Source organism: Opitutaceae bacterium (genome assembly GCA_015075305.1).
Taxonomy (GTDB): Bacteria; Verrucomicrobiota; Verrucomicrobiia; order Opitutales; family Opitutaceae; genus UBA6669.
Genome location: JABTUS010000006.1, coordinates 268,855 through 284,750, shown reverse-complemented (window position 1 = coordinate 284,750; position 15,896 = coordinate 268,855). Strand labels below are relative to the sequence as shown.

The following is a 15,896-nucleotide window of genomic DNA, read 5'->3' as shown; positions in this document are numbered from 1 at the left end:
CGGCGCTTTCGACACGCCGGTCTTGAAAGGATCCGCAGCCGCGTGACACCCTGATGCGCCGGTGTCCGCACCCGCACGCTCCCATGCAACGCCGCTCCTTCATCATCTCCACCGCTTCGGCACTTTCACTCGGCGCACTCGGCCTCTCGCGGGCGGGTGCCAGCCCAGCCAGGACTCCCTCGGTTTCATCGCTCCAGGCCCGTCTCACCGCCGCCAACGATGCGCTCATCCCGGATCTTCTGCGCCGGCTGACACAGCGCGGTGTCGTGGTGGACACGTATGGCATCCCAACAGCCCAGGACACGGCGCGTCTCATCAGCGTGCTCGCTTCCGCGCGCCACGCGCCAGGATCGCGCCACCACCGCGATCCTGGCCTGCTCGATCCGCTCGAACGCGCGGCATCCGCCCTGCTCGACGCACAGCATGACGATGGCACGATCGACCTGGTCGCGACAAACTTCCACTCGCCACCCGACACCGCCTTTGTCGTCGAATTCATCGCGCCGCTGACGGCCCTGCTGAATCGTGAAGCGGATCCGTCAGAGGCGCGACTGCGCGCCCACCTGGAAAAGTTTCTCCGCCGCGCAGGGGAGGCACTCGTGACCGGCGGCGTGCACACACCCAACCACCGCTGGGTCGTCTGCGCCGCACTCTCCGCCATCCACGCGCAATCTCCGGATCCGCGTTACGTCTCGCGCATCAACCAGTGGCTGGCGGAGACCATCGACATCGATTCCGACGGCCAGTACACGGAGAAAAGCACCTCGGTCTATTCCCCGGTCGTCGATCGCGCGCTTCTGACCGTTGCGCGACACCTCAACCGTCCGGACCTGCGCGACCCCGTGCGCCGCAATCTCGAGATGACACTTTTCTACGTCCATCCCGACGGAGAGGTCGTCACCGAAGCATCGAAGCGCCAGGACAAATACCAGCGCGGCAGCATGGCCCGCTACTACTACAGCTATCGTACCCTGGCCCGGCTCTACGGCAACGGACGCTTCGCCGCCATGGCTGCACAGATCGAGCGAACAGCCGAGGCGCAGTTGACTTCCGAGCTTTTGACTTTCCTCGCGGAACCTGAGTTTGCAGCCGATCTGCCGCCACCACTTCCGCTGCCTGACAACTACGCCAAGGTCTTCGCATCCTCCCAGCTGGCGCGCATCCGGCGCGGCAAGGTCAGCGCCACGATTCTCGCGCAGAATTCAACGCTGTTCTCCTTTCGCAAGGGTGCAGCCGCCTTGGAGGCTCTGCGTTTCGCCTCTGCATTCTTTGGCAAGGGTCAGTTTGTCGGTGAGGCGCTTGAGATTCGCAATGGCGCCTACCTCATCGAGCAGCGCCTTGATGGCCCGTACTTCCAGCCGTTGTCGGCCGATCAGATGGCTGGTGGCGAACATGTTCGCATGGCCCCAAACGGCACACTCGCCGTCGGCGGACGCGCCGCACGCACGCAAAGCAACGTGCAGCATCTCTTGTCCCGCGCCACCGTGTCCGAGGATTCAGGCCGCTTCAGGCTTCAACTCGAAATCACGGGCACCGACGGCGTTCCTGTCGCCGTCGAACTCGCCTTTCGACACGGCGGTCGCCTTGAGGGTGTCACACCTGTCGAAGGCATCGCCAATGCCTGGCTGCTCAAATCCGGCACGGGGCGGTTCAGCGTGGGCGAGGACACGATCACCTTTGGTCCCGGCCATGTCGAACACACCTGGACACAGTTGCGAGGAGCACTTCCCCAGTGGGACGGTCAAAGTGTCTACCTGACCGGCCTGACCCCCTTTCAGATCAACATTGAAATCTCCTGATGAACCTTCCCCTTCGCCTGCGCCTCTTCCTCCATCTCGCCAGTCTGCTGCCGACCGTTTCCGCATTCGCCGCTGCGAGGCCTCACCTGAGTGAGTATGACGTGCTGCGTTCCTTCCCACCCGGTCGCCTGGCCGAACTGAGCTCGGGCGACAAGCCCGACGCCAAGGGCTTCACCGGAGGCAATCGTGCCAACGGTTTCTGGATCGAGGTCGGACCCCAGCGCGGCTCCTGTCGCGGTGTGATAGCGGCCGTTGTCGCGGGTGATCTGGCCGCTGCGGACGACTGCTGGCGCGGCATCGACGTCGCCTTTTCCCACCAGCGTGCGGACGGCGGATTCGACGCCATCGTCAAGCCGAACGGCAGCACATCAAACGAGGGTCCCGCCGCCGTTGAGACAGCCTATTTCTTTCTGCAGGAGCTGGGCCGGGCCATCCTCGTCATTCGGGAATCGCCGCATGAGGCGCATTTCCACGAGCGGCTCGTTGCGCTCGAACCGAAGCTCCGCCGCGCCGCGGACTTCATCCTCGCGGGCTTCGACACCATCATCCCGAAGGTCGGCCACACGGTGAACCGGGTGATCATCGCCGCCAAGGCGTTCGGTCTCTGCGGACTCGCACTCGACGATGCGCGCATGATCCAGAAGTCCCGCCAGCTCATCGCCCACGCACTGACGCTGCGCGACAAGGAGGGAGTCTTCATCGAGCGCGGCGGGCGCGATTCCAGCTACAATGTCGTGTCCATCCTGTTCGGTCAGGTGCTCGCGCTCCATCTGCCGCTTCCTGAGTTCGAAGCCGCCCTGCCCGCAGCGGTCGCGTGGCAGGTGACTCGCATCCTGCCTTCGGGGGAGGTCGACGCACGCGGCAATACGCGCACGGGAGTCGGCTTGGAGCCCGACCCCTTCTCTGGAAAGAGCAAGGGCGTAAACTACACCGAGGTCGCGATGGCACTCACCCTCTACGGAACAATTCATCAGGACAAGGCGGTGCTTGCGGCTGCGGATCGAGTCTCCAAATTTCGCCTGAAGAGCGAAAAATGACCGCGATCCCCGCCCGCCTCCGCCGAATCTGGTGCTGCATCGCTGCAGCCCTTTCGCTGCCGGGGCTCCAGGCGGCGGCACCAATCGCGAAGTCTGCCGACAGGCCGAACATCCTGTTCATCTATGCCGACGATCTCGGCATCGGCGATGTCTCCTGCTACAACCCGCACAGCGCCTGGCGAACTCCCCGGATCGACCGGCTGGCACAGGGAGGCGTGCGTTTTACCGACGCCCACTCAGCATCCGCACTCTGCACTCCAAGTCGCTACGCGGTACTCACCGGCCGCTACGCCTGGCGGGGGCGATTGAAGCACGGTGTATTACACGGCTACGATGCACCCCTGCTGGAGCCCAACCGTCCCACCGTCGCCGATTTTCTGCACTCACAGGGCTATGCAACGGCCGCGGTCGGAAAATGGCATCTCGGACTCGACTGGCGGCGCACCGGCAATGGCGCGGAGGACGTCGATTTCGGCGCGCCTTTTGGAGGCGGACCTGTGGCGCATGGCTTCGATCATTTTCTCGGAATCAGTGCTTCGCTCGACATGCCACCGTACGTCTGGCTCCGGAACGATCGGGTCACAGCGATCCCGACGGATCGTGTCGGCGACAGCGAACCTCCCCTCCTCTGGCGGGCGGGTCCCATTGCGAAGGATTTCCGCATGGAGGAGGTTCAGCCGCGCCTCGTGGATGAATCCATCCGGTGGATACGCGACCGCGCAAAGGCAGGGGACGGCAGACCGTTCTTCCTCTACCTCGCGCTTGCCGCACCACACACGCCCCTGCTGCCGACAGCGGCCTTCAAGGGAAAGAGCGGCGCCACGGTCTACGGGGATTTCGTCACGCAGGTCGATGCGGACGTCGGGCGCCTGCTCGACGCACTCGCGCAGAACGGGCTCGAACGCAGCACGCTCGTCATCTTCACCTCGGACAACGGCTTCGCGCCCGCCGCCGGCCTTCCCGAACTGCGCGGCATCGGCCACGATCCGAGCGCGGGCTACCGCGGCTACAAATCCGATCTCTACGAGGGCGGCCATCGCGTGCCATTCATCGTGCGCGGACCCCAGGTTGCTTCACCCGGACGACCCGGCACGGAGTTGGTCGGGCAGTTCGATCTTTTCGCGACGTGCGCCGAACTCCTCGGTGCCCCGATCCCCGACAACGCAGCGGAAGACAGCGTGAGTTTCCTGCCTCTCCTGCGCGACAAGTCCGGCCGCGGTCGCTCCACGATCATGAACCACTCCGGGCAGGGCCGCTTCGCCATCCGCGACGGAAAGTGGAAACTCCTGCTCTGGCCTGGATCCGGCGGCTGGAGTTCGCCCACGGATGCACCCAGCCGCTGGCTGAAAGTGGATGCCACTGATCTGTCCCGTCTTCCGCCGTATCAGCTCTATGATCTGGATGCAGACCCATCCGAGACCACCAATCTGGCGAACCGCCATCCAGAAATCGTCAGGCGTCTCGGCGGGCGGTTGCGGACCGCCATCGAAAGCGGCCGCAGCACACAGGGAGCGCACAGACCATGGGAACCAACTGCCGCCTGGTCGGAACTCGAGTGGATGAAGGATTTCTCGGATGCCAATTGATGCGGTCGCGTTCACGGAGGGCAGGTGCTCGCATGGCTCGAATCACTTCAAGTCGGCTGCCCGCGGCTTGATGCTCCTGGCAGTTGCTTTCCCCTCCCTTTCCGGAATCGGCTGGGCGACTGGACGCGTGGACTTCGTATTGCAGGACAAGCTTTCCCATCCGGAACCGTTTGCCGAATCGCGCCTGCAGATCAATCCGCCGACCTTTCGCTGGCTGGCGGTTCCCGAAGCGCAGGCATACCGCATCGAGTGGTCACGCTTCGCCCACTTCGGCGACAAGGAAACGAAAACGTCTCCCCTGCCATTCTTCCGCCCGCCGGCGCCTTTCGAATCCGGAGTCTGGTACTGGCGGACTCGGGTCGAGTCGCCGGCCATCGGCAAATGGAGCGCGCCAGAACGTTTCGAACTCCCGGCGTCGCTTCCTCAATGGCCCGTGCGACCCTGGGCGGAGTATCTGGCCCGCATCCCCTCGGACCACCCCCGCGCCTTCGTGAGCCGGGCGGATCTCCCGGCGCTGCGCGCCCGGGCCGGGCAGCTGGGCGCTCCACTGGAGGACTGGAAGCAGCGTGTCCGCGCCCGGTTGGACAAGCCGTATTCACTTGATGAATACGAATCCAGGGTCCCTGCCGGAGCCGCCAGCCAGCCGCCAGGTCATCCCGACCGCAAGCTGCTCATCTGGGTCTCGAAGGAGGCCGCCTACGAACTTGCCTCCCCGATCGCCGATGCAGCCTGGCTCTGGCTTGCCACGGGCGATTCGTACTTTCGCGACGCCGCCCGCGGACGGGCGCTGCTCGCCGCGCGGACGGATCCGGAGGGTTTTCTTTCCGAACGCAATTCGGACTTCGGCAACGCCGCCATGGTCGCAAGCCTCGGCCTCGCCTACGATTTTCTGCACGCCGAGTGGACTGCGGAAGAACGAACGCTTGTCCGCCGGGCATTGATCGCCCGCGCCCGGCTGATTTTTGAGCGCATGGCGGGCACATCCCAGTCTCTCATGCGGGGCCACGACTGGCAGCACGTCTACCTCGATGCCTTGACAGGAGCACTCGCGATCCACGGCGAAGATCCCGCGGCCGCAGCCTGGGTGGAGACAGGGCTTCGCACTTTCACCGCATTCTACCCGTGGTTCGGCGGCAACGATGGCGGCTCGTTCGAGGGCATGAAATACTATCATGCCACCGAGATGCTGCCACACCTCAAGACACTTGATTTTTTCCGCACGGCCTTCGGTCTCGCGCTGGAGGACGGCAATCCCTGGTTTCAGGCGACGCCGTACTACCTGATCTACGCATTCCCGCCGCGCAGCCCTTGGGCGCGGCTCGGTGATGCATCCACGGGACAGACCGATCTTGACGACAACACGGACCAGCCGCGCGGCAGGGCCCGGCTAGCCGCCAACCGGATGGCGACACTGTACCGCAACGGTCATGCCGCGGCCTACGCCGCGATGCTTCCCGACGACGACACAGGTCTTGGCCTGGGAGAACTGCTTCGCTGGTCGGAGCCCACCGTGGTTCCACCGCTTCCGCTGGACGCCCTGCCACCGGCGCGTTTGTTCGCCGACATCGGTGCGGTCTTCACCCACTCCGCCTACACGCGCCCAGAGGACAACGTGCGTCTTGTATTTCACTCGGGACCATACGGGGCATTCGGTCACGGACATGCGGATCAAAACAGCTTCCACATCATCGCCTACAACGAGGACCTCCTCCTCGATTCGGGCTACTTCACACCCGCGGGCGACCCTCACCGTCAGCAGTGGAGCGTGCAGTCCCGGGCGCATAACACGCTTCTCGTGGATGGCTTCGGCCAGCCCTATGGTGACAACCGGGGCCACGGTCGCGTGCGGCACTTCGAGGCGCACGAGGGCTGGGTCTATTGGATCGGTGCAGCGGAGCACGCCTACCCCGACGCGCCGCTGCAGCTTTTCGACCGGCATGTGGTCTGGCTGCGCGGCAATGACGTCGAAACCTATGTGATTCTCGACGATGTCCTCGCTGCGAACGGCACCCCCCGCCGCTTCGACTGGCTGTTGCACGCTGCGAATAGGATGAATGTGGACGATGCAACGCGCCGAATTGTGGCGAGGGGTGCCCGCGGTGAGGCGGTGGTCACGCTGCTGGAACCGACGACCTTGCGCTTTCAGCAGAACAATGATTTTGGCGGGCATCCCGCGATCTACTGGCGCAAGGGGGAAAACTTCCGCCTGCCAGACCAATGGCACCTGACGGCGAGCTCCGCACCCGCCGTGGAGCAGCAGTTCCTTGCCGTGGTTCAGGTTTCGCGACTGGGAGCAAGGAAGCCCCCGGTGCTCAAAGCAGCGAACGGCGTGCACACCGCTGGCTGGAAACTTCGCTTCGACAAAGCCAGTCGGCGGATGTCCCTTGCACCTGCATCCTCGGATTCCGTCACACCATGAACGCGAATCGCCGTCCAACCTTGTTGCTGCTTGCCGCCTTGCTCGCCGGCTCCTGCCTGTCTCTGGCGGCTTCACCCGTCATTCGCGCCGAACGGGTGATGGACCGTCCCATCATGGCGCCGTCGATGCTGCCTGGGGCAGAAGGCGAGAGCATCAACGGCCCGTCGCTCATCCGCGTGCCGGACTGGGTGCGGAATCCACTCGGTCGCTACTACCTGTATTTCGCGCATCATGACGGGAAGTACATTCGTTTCGCCTACGCAAATGAAGTGGCAGGCCCCTGGACGCTGGTGAATGGCGGCCTGCTCCCGGTCGCCGAACAGAACGCATTGCGCGGTCACATTGCCTCGCCTGAAGCCGTGATCGACGAGGAGACGAGGCAGATTTACCTGTTCACTCACGGACCACCCAGGGCGGGAGTGGGCGCGCAGATATCGACGGTTGCAGTGTCGCCGGACGGCCGCACATTCCGCGATCTGGGCGTGGTGGTGGGCCCGGCCTATCTCCGCGTGTTCCACCACGAAGGAGCCTGGTACGCAATCGACGGTTCCGGCGCGCTGCACCGAACAAGTGCTCTCGGGACGCCTTTCCAACCGGTGGGACAATTGATCGGCCAGGATGTTCTCGATGCGTTGGATCCGTGGCTGCGTGGTGAGCCCGGCGCAGCGTCTCCTGAGCAGCGACCAAAGAGCGGCGACGGACGCTACGGCATTCGTCATGTCGGCGCAGACCTGCACGACGGCGGTCTCCACGTGTATTTTTCGTGCCTCAGCCACCGCCCCGAGCGAATCATCGCCACGGAGATCAAACTGCAAGGGCCGCCGGAAACCTGGCGGGCGCGCGGCGTCCACGAGGTGCTCCAGCCGGAGCGTCCCTGGGAAGGCGCCGACCTGCCGCTCGCCTATTCCCGCGGTGGCAGCACAATCAAATACGGCTACAACCGCGTGCGCGAACTGCGCGATCCGGACGTTTTTCGCGAAGGCGACAAGGCCTGGCTGCTTTACTCCACGGCAGGCGAGTACGGCATCGCACTCGCGAAACTCCTCTATCAAACCTCTGCTCAATGATGTTCCGCCTCCTGCTGGTCTGCCTCTCGTTGGTCGCAACGCTGAGTGCCGCACCCCGACCCAATTTCGTCGTCATCATCGGCGACGACATCAGCGCCGGGGACCTGGGATGTTTCGGCAATCCTGGCATACGCACGCCCAATATCGACCGCCTGGCTGCAGACAGCCGCGTCTTCGACAACGCCTACGTCACAATATCGAGCTGCAGCCCCAGTCGCTGCAGCATCATCACGAGCCGCTATCCCCACAACCTCGAGACCGCCTCCGAACTGCATGGTGTTCTCCCGCCGGGGATACCCCTGCTTCCAAGGCTGCTGCACGACGCGGGTTACCACACCGTGCAATCCGGCAAGGCCCATTTCGGTGACAATCCCGGACAGGTTACTGGAACGTTGCGGGAGGCGTTCGATGTCATGGGCGACGGAGATCGCACGACTCCAGGCGGTGGAACGGGTGGTGAGGGGCGCTGGGTCGATCGGCTGCGTGAACGGCCGCGCGACCGGCCATTCTTCATGTGGTTCGCTTCGCACGATGCTCACCGCGTCTGGGATGCCGACTCCTTCACGGGCATGGCCCGCCCAACTGACGTGCGCATTCCACCCGGCTTGGTGGACACACCCGAGACCCGCGAAGACCTTGCGCACTACTATGACGAAATCATGCGCCTCGACTACCATGTTGGCGAGGTCATCGGAGAACTCAAACGCCAGCAGATCCTTGATGAGACCATGGTCATCTTCCTCACCGACAATGGCCGGCCGTTCCCTCATTCGAAAACCCGCCTCTATGACGACGGAGTCAAGACCCCGCTCCTCATCCGCGCCCCGACCGTCGTCTCCCAGCCCGGGCGAAGCACCTCGCTTGCCAGCACGATCGATATCGCTCCAACCATCCTCGAATTGGCGGGCATCGAGCGGCCGGTCACCTTTCAAGGCGTGAGCCTGCTGCCGGTTCTGCGCGAGCCGCATTCAACCGTGCGCCACTATGTTTTCGCCGAGCAAAACTGGCACAACTTTACAGCACATGTTCGCATGATCCGCCGGGGCGATCTTGTCTACATGCGCAACGCCTGGCCAAATCTCCCGCTGCCCGGAGCATCGGACACTTTCTACACGCCAAACGCCGAAGTGTTGAAGGCGCTCCGCTCCGGCGGCACACTCACGTCGCTCCAATCCGACGTCTTCCTCGCGCCGCGGCCATCGGAGGAGTTCTACAACCTCGCAGCCGATCCCGCTCAGCAGAACAATCTCGCGCTCTCGCCCGAACCATCCACCGCCCTGACGGAGCTTCGTGCGGTGCTTGACCAATGGACGAAGGAGACCGGAGACACCGTGCCCGTTCATCCGACCGCCTCGGACATAGAACTCGCGACCGGACGCCGCCTCGAACTTCACCGCGGGGAACCCCCGGGCGCTTCAGCATCGGCTGCCCGCATCAATGCCCCCGGCCCCATCCGCGCCCACTGATCGGCACATCCCAATGCGCGTTTTCCCAACCGCACAGATCGTGATCACGGCCGTTGCGATGCGCCGGCAACTCCCTGCTTTTCCAAGCTTGGTGCGACGATTTCGTGCCAGCGGGGCATCTTGTCGCGACGGTCCGCCACGGTGAATTTGCCCGGCCCCTGGAACATGCCTTCCCAAACCGGCTGCAGGTACAGGTTCCTGCCTTCATGCTCGAGTGCCATGCCATGCTGGAATCCGAATTCCCTCCGTCCATCGCGCAGCTCGCGGACAAACGCGAAATCCGCATCCGTGCGCAGGGCTCCATAGGCGATCGTGCCGGTTGTCCGGTCGAACATCGGGCGACCGCGCAGATTCGTCAGGCCAATGGTTTGATCGAGCTTCAGTCCAACGGTGACTTTCTCGCCGCCCAACTCGAAGCGCAGCCCCAGCGTGCGTCCATCGTCGTGCTTGCTGTCGACGAGTTCAACACCGCCAATCACATCCTTCGAAAAGCTGCCGGAAGCCAGTGGACGAAGCACCGTGACAAACGTGAGCCGCTGTCCCTTGAAGAAATAGTTGGCCAGGTGCTGAAAAAACGCCTCGGACGGATTGTAGCGTCGGTCGATTTCGCGGATGCCGGCAATCTTGTCGCGATTGCCGACAAACTCGATAAGCAGATCCCGGGTCTGTGGATTGGGCCAGTTCTTCCTTCGTGCGGGGACAGTCTCCGGCTGGGACAGAACCCAGTTTTCTCCGCGGGACAGGATGCGATCCGGATGCCAGGTATTGCAGAAGACCTTCGGCCCCGCCCGCTCAATCAGAAGGGAGTCGACGACGATCGTCATGCCGTTCTCGGGTGCAAAAAGAATGATGCGATCGCCCGTGTACCCGCGCTCCTCGTCGACCAGCCGCGTGCGCGAATAGTCGAGACTGCCGAACCTTCCGAAATGGATCTTTTCGGTTTGCACCGCGTGATAGGTCGGATCGGCAAAGAGGTATCCGAAGACATCGCCTTCAGTTGGGAATCCTGTGCGTGCGACGATGCGGTTGTGAAAGACATCCGCCCGCCAGCCGCGCGCGTACGACGCACGGTAGCCGCCGTCCGCAAGAAGCACCGTGCCGTCCTGCATGAGGAGCGAGAATGAGTTTTCATCCGCATGGCCGTGGTGCGGCTTCTCCTCATAGGCTGCAAGCTGCGCATTCTGGTAGTCCCGGGTGAATCGTCCATATGCCCCCTGGTCGCGGTAGTTGAACAACGCATAGGTGCCCTCGGCCCCACGGAACACGATCTTCTTCGCGATCAAATCATCAACGACGGCCGCGGACTTCTCCTGAACGAGCGCTTCGAGCGGAACCGACTCGTCCAGCCAACGCACCGCCAGCCCAAGCGCGCCAACTGCCTCCAGGTGCAGCTCACCACGGAAGGCGGCATTGGCCTCGTGGATCCGACGGGCTGCATCGAGGTAGGAACCGTCGCGATAGCGGCTGCCCGCAAGGATCCAGTTTGCGCAGAACCACATCCAGCTCTCCGTCCAGTCGCCGTCGCCCCAGTCCGGCATCAGTCCATTGGGCATCTGCAACGCCAGGGCATGCTCGAAATAGAACCGCGTCGTCACACGCTTTATCTGTGCGGCCAGCGTGCCCCGCAGCTCCGCCAGTGCGAGCACATGGTTCAGCCAGAATGGTTCGTAGATGGACGCATCCTCGACCGACCAGCCGCTCAGGCTGTCTTCAACAAGCGCCTCGCCGTAGAGGCGCCACCGCGCGGCTCCCGGAGCGTCCGGAACCGCCGCGGCGCAGAACAGGAGCTCCGCCCCATAGATCAGGCCGCGGTTCTGCGCGCCAAAATCGGCGCGATCCATTCGAGCCTCCGCGTTGGCAATGATCTGCGCGTCGACCTCCGCTGCCTCCTCCGGCGTCAATGCGCCGCATTCCCTGACATGGCGGTAGGCGTCGCAGAAGGCCCCGAGAAAACGAAAACTCGAGGCGAACATCGGCGATGCGCGCCCCTGCCCGTCCTGCGCACATCGCACCAGCCACATCAAGTCCGCCTTCGTCCACTCAAGCAGCACCGGCTCCTTCGTACGGGCGTGCAGGTTGCTCAATCCGGAAAGCAGATACGGCATGTAGAAGTCCGACGGCTTTCGATTCTCCGCCCGCTCCGCCGCGAAACCCAGGTGCAGGCGCTCGACGTTTCGACGGAGATCGGCCCGAAGCGCATGCGCAAACGATGCAGTATCCGATCCTGGCAGTCGCGCCGCCGGCAGCAGGGCGCCGATCACGAAGACAAGGACTCGAATGGAGCTCATGTTTCCGGGAAGCGACCTTCGTGCGACTGGGTGCTGGAGTGTGGTCATGGCTGCGTTCAGACAGCGTCTCCCACCCGGCCGCGGAAGTCAGGCATCCACGTGTGAGAGCGTTGCACGCGCCGACGCTGGCATGCGGCGGATGCTGGCCCCGTCGATCCAGCGGCCGCTGACCATGACGGTGTGGGGATCGGAAGGCAGCCCGCGCTCATTGCGATGGATCTGACCGACGACGGAATCAATGGCGGTGGTCCCTTGAAGTTCAGGGCGCAAATCAAGTCCGGCGCACGGACGTCCGCGCTCGTTCCAGTTCAAGTTGAAGAATCCCCTCTGCTTGGGCACTGAAAGACTCACGCTGCGCAGCCAGACAATCGCCTCATCGATGTGCCCCATCACGAGGTCGGGTCGATGGCGGTCGTGCCAGGCGAGAAACGCATCTCGGGTCATCGCCTCCCGCATCAGCACCGGCGTGTCGCCGATTCCGCCCTGATTCTCCTGAAAGGAGCGAAACGCCGCGGTCCATTTGTGGATGAGCCGCTCGTCCTTGAACCGCTCGATGAACAGGCCGGCATTCCGGTAGCCCAGCCCGCGCAGCCGGGTCAATGCATTGGTCAGCGTCACATGATGATCGATGGCCACGGTGTGCTGGAGCAGCGTGGCCGAACCGTAGTCGATCTCGGTCGAGGCAAAATGCTCCCACGGAAAGCCGCGCGCCGAATCCGTCTGCTTGGAGTAGAGAAAAATGACGCCTTGCACACCGCGCGCTCGAAGCATGCGGCCCAGCGCCGCGGCTGCGTGCGGCGCACGCTCCAGGCTGAACAGGTCGATGCGAAAGCCGAGTTCCCTGGCACGATCCCGTGCTGCGTCGATCATGGTCTGCTGCATGGGCCGGGGACGGGGCTGCTCCGGAGACGGCACATGCACGATCGCAAGGTTTCCGAGAAAGCGCTCCGTGCGCGCAGCCCTCACATGCGCCATCAGCGCGCCGACAAGATGATTGCGCACATAGCCCGCCCGCCGGGCCTCCTCCTGAACCCGCCTCCGGACCCCCACCCGCACATTGGGGTGATCCGAAAGGGCGCGTGAAACCGTTGCGGCGGAAATGCCGCAGCGCTCGGCCAGGGTTCTCAGGGTGGCCTTAGCCATGATTGCAACGCATGCAATCGTGCCGGGCTGACGCGCACCGACAAGCGCGATTTTCTGCATTCATACCGGCAAATCCCCGTCATTCCTTTCCACTATCATCCCGGCAGATCGAATCGAATTCGCCCTTCCATGAAAGCAGATCCCAATCCACCTCCGGCCACCCCGCCTGTGGCTGAAGCGCTCCCGCTGCCGGTGCCGCTGCGCGGCTGTGGATTCCCGCATCGTTTTCCATGATCCGGACCGCTTTGGTGGGGGTTTCAGGCTACGGGCGCTGGCATCTGCTGATGGCGATTGAGCAAATGCTCCTCCGGCGGATAGAACTCGCCGGAGTGACCGTGATCAATCCGGTCGAGCAGGATCCGATCTGCCGCCGCCTCAAACGCCTGGGCGTGCCGGTGTTTGACTCCTTCGAAAACATGATGGAAGCCCTCGCCGGGCGCATCGACCTGGTCCTGATCCCGACCGCCATCCACTGTCACGCACCCATGACGCTGGCCTCCCTGCGGACTGGCGCGCACGTGCTTGTGGAGAAACCGGTGGCCGCGACCGTCGGCGAGGTCGACACCATCATCGACGCACAGGAATCCGCCGGGCGACTCGTCGCCGTGGGATACCAGGACCTCTATGACCCGGCCAACCGCGACATCAAGCGCCGCGTGATGGCGGGTGACATCGGCCGGCTGCGTTCGGTGAGAGTCCGCGGCCAGTGGCCGCGAAGCGCAGACTACTACACCCGCAACGACTGGGCCGGACGCCTGCGCGTCGGCGACAAGTGGGTCTTCGATTCACCGGTCAATAATTCCTTCGCACACTTTCTCATGCTCGCGCTCTTCTGGGCGGGTGAAAAGGCCGATGAAATCGGCAGAATTGCCGGACTCGATGCCGAGCTCTACCGGGCGGGGCGAATCGAGAGCTTTGACACCGCAAGTCTGCGCATCCGCACCGGCAGCGACGTCGACATCCTGCTCCACTGCACCCATGCGGGACAGGAGGACCTGCGCCCCGAGGTGACGCTCGTCGGCGACGATGGCGAAATCACCTGGACCTATGAGCACGCCTGCACCGTGACCCGAAGAGGCTGCGCTGCCGAAACGCACCCCGTTGCGACGCAGCTCGACGTCCGGCTCCACGTTCTCGATGCCGTCGTGGACCGCATCGAGAACGGCACGGGCTTCGTTGTCACACCGGGCATGGTCCGCGAGCACACCCGTCTGATCAACGCCCTGCACGACCTTTTCCCCATCCACACACTGCCCGCGGAACACCTTCAGACTCCGCCGAACGGTTCGTCCGCCTTCCCGCGTATCCAAGGCATCGATACGCTTCTTTCCCACGCATCCAGGCGGGGGCGGCTCTTCAGCGAGGCGGGGGTGCCCTGGGCCCGGCCATCAAGCGGCATGCGTCCGCTCCGCGACTACCCCGGGTGGACGCATCAGGCGACGCTTTCATAGAGTCCGTCAGGCTGTTTGGTTCAGCAATTCTCCGGGATGGCTGCATGAGCCCTGTGAATGTCTCTGGCACTGCGCCCAGGCTCACGTGGAAACAACAGCTGGCGCTATTTCGATAATTTTGACTCTATGGAAACAAGCTGCCTGCTTGTTTTCACCAATGAAATCTGCCTCGGCTGGGAGCCCATCCGGGTGGTGGATCAGGGCCGTGGAAGGCTACCGCGCAAACACCGCCACCTGCAGACGTGTCGGATCCTGTCCTTTTGCAGGTGATTCCGGGGTGATCGGTCAGGTTTCTGACTTGGATTGACATTTTATCCTTCCAGTCCTGGCAAATCCCGCCGATTCCCATGCATTGGGACGACTTTGAACGAAATGTAGTCGATATACGCAAAAGAGCCTGCTTGAATCCTTGAGATTTCGCCATGAGCCTTTCGTCCTTTCATCCTGACATCTCCGATGAAGACTTGAAGGAAGCCCGGGCCATGCTGGAGGGTCTGATCGATGAGGTGCGTCGACAGGAACGGCAAAACGAACTTATTGCTGCGGTTGTCACCTGGATGAACGCATTTTCGTCGTTCAAGCAGTTGCGCAATCGGATCGGATTACCCTCGCCAAACGACAAGCACAATCAGCTTCGCTACGGTGCTATTCTTGGCTCAATCAAGTCCGCGGGCAAGATGCTGTTGGTTTGGGTCGAGACGGAGGGTTGCGATCTGAAGCCCGCGGCTACGAATCTCGCAACTCTGCAAGCGTGCGTTCAGGAGCTTGTGGACGATGACCGGATTCTCGAGGGAGGGCATTTGAACGCGGATTTTGCGGATCTTGAGGGCAAATTCGGCAGCTCTTGAATCAGGATTGCGAGGACTTGGTGCGCTCCTACGGCGCACTCCAGCAATGTGACGCGAAGTCACAAGCAGAGATGAAGGCTGCCTTCGAAAGCAGACTCGCTGATTTCGCTGGGCGAAACCAAGTGGCCAATTTGGACAAGCTAAGGGCTTTCGTTCAGACAAAATGGTTCTCTGTGATCAATGCGGAAAGTAGAGGCCGTCGAATCACAACAGCGATCAATCCCGAATAGCACCGTGGAAGAGCCGTTACCGCGATTGGATTTCGACCGGAACGCAGAGCCAACCTCAAGCAGATGAGTTCAGCGGCTTTTTCCTGAGAAGATTTGCGCGGCTCATGCCACTCGACCGCCACGATGGCAATTCCGTCATCGGTGCCCTTTCACTTCACCATCGACCTCTTTTCCGCCAGAAATCCATGACGTTCAGCCCATCGCTCACAAGACGAGGGCGCTCGTTGACAGACCAGACCTCAACAATCCCAATCAGGATCCCATTGAAGCGGCTTTGGCGCCTCTCGAACTCAAACGAAAGATCGTCGTTTCACTTGTCGCAGGCTTCTCCACCGCGCTGGCACTTGCACGAAACTCGGACCTGATCGCAACGGTTCCCGAGCGGCATACCGGAAACTTGCGCGCTGGACTGCACAGTTTCACGCTCCCGGTCACCACGCCGGAATTCACCGTCTCGATGCTGTGGCATCCCCGCCTCGATGCTGATCCCGGGCATCGCTGGTTGCGCGGAATCGTCCGCGAAGCCTGCTCGGCAGGCACTGCGAGGCCGGCATAGCGTCGG

Annotated in this window: 10 protein-coding genes and 1 pseudogene; 9 read left to right on the top strand and 2 right to left on the bottom strand. The window is 62.9% G+C overall.

All coding sequences use genetic code 11. From position 1 onward, the window contains the following. Positions 1–83: 83 nt before the first annotated feature. Genes HS122_13300 through HS122_13275 form a run of 6 tightly spaced genes read left to right on the top strand, consistent with a single transcriptional unit; the run spans position 84 to position 9,374 of the window. The gene (locus tag HS122_13300; protein MBE7539373.1) at positions 84–1,799 is read left to right on the top strand and encodes a hypothetical protein; all 1,716 of its coding nucleotides are present in this window, start codon (positions 84–86) and stop codon (positions 1,797–1,799) included. Further along, on the top strand, positions 1,799–2,836 hold the full coding sequence (locus HS122_13295) for a hypothetical protein (GenBank protein MBE7539372.1): 1,038 nt from the start codon (positions 1,799–1,801) through the stop codon (positions 2,834–2,836). Before HS122_13300 ends, HS122_13295 begins: the two co-directional genes overlap by 1 nt. After that, positions 2,833–4,422 (top strand): arylsulfatase, encoded by a 1,590-nt coding sequence (locus HS122_13290; protein MBE7539371.1) that lies wholly within the window; start codon positions 2,833–2,835, stop codon positions 4,420–4,422. Before HS122_13295 ends, HS122_13290 begins: the two co-directional genes overlap by 4 nt. Further along, positions 4,412–6,841: a DUF4962 domain-containing protein gene (locus tag HS122_13285; GenBank protein ID MBE7539370.1), complete on the top strand. Its 2,430-nt coding sequence runs from the start codon at positions 4,412–4,414 to the stop codon at positions 6,839–6,841. Before HS122_13290 ends, HS122_13285 begins: the two co-directional genes overlap by 11 nt. After that, positions 6,838–7,908 carry a hypothetical protein gene (locus HS122_13280; protein ID MBE7539369.1) on the top strand — a complete coding sequence of 357 codons (1,071 nt, stop codon included), beginning with the start codon at positions 6,838–6,840 and terminating at the stop codon, positions 7,906–7,908. The genes HS122_13285 and HS122_13280 overlap by 4 nt, the downstream gene beginning before the upstream one ends. Continuing rightward, a complete protein-coding gene (locus HS122_13275) occupies positions 7,905–9,374 on the top strand; it encodes a sulfatase (GenBank protein MBE7539368.1) in 1,470 nt (489 codons plus the stop codon). The genes HS122_13280 and HS122_13275 overlap by 4 nt, the downstream gene beginning before the upstream one ends. Before the next feature lie 44 nt (positions 9,375–9,418). On the opposite strand, the gene HS122_13270 is transcribed toward HS122_13275, so the two are convergent. Then, positions 9,419–11,662, bottom strand: coding sequence for a hypothetical protein (locus HS122_13270; protein MBE7539367.1), 2,244 nt, complete (start codon positions 11,660–11,662; stop codon positions 9,419–9,421). Between the two features lie 87 nt (positions 11,663–11,749). Beyond that, complete coding sequence (locus HS122_13265; GenBank protein MBE7539366.1) at positions 11,750–12,805, bottom strand: LacI family DNA-binding transcriptional regulator; 1,056 nt, start codon at positions 12,803–12,805, stop codon at positions 11,750–11,752. Positions 12,806–13,035: 230 nt separating this feature from the next. On the opposite strand from HS122_13265, the gene HS122_13260 reads away from it, so the two are divergent. From HS122_13260 to HS122_13250, 3 genes and pseudogenes are all read left to right on the top strand, one after another. After that, complete coding sequence (locus HS122_13260) at positions 13,036–14,256, top strand: Gfo/Idh/MocA family oxidoreductase (GenBank protein MBE7539365.1); 1,221 nt, start codon at positions 13,036–13,038, stop codon at positions 14,254–14,256. 422 nt (positions 14,257–14,678) lie between these two features. Beyond that, positions 14,679–15,104, top strand: a complete 426-nt coding sequence (locus tag HS122_13255; protein MBE7539364.1) for a hypothetical protein — start codon at positions 14,679–14,681, stop codon at positions 15,102–15,104. Between the two features lie 486 nt (positions 15,105–15,590). Further along, positions 15,591–15,890: pseudogene (locus HS122_13250) on the top strand (LysR family transcriptional regulator). Positions 15,891–15,896: the final 6 nt, after the last annotated feature.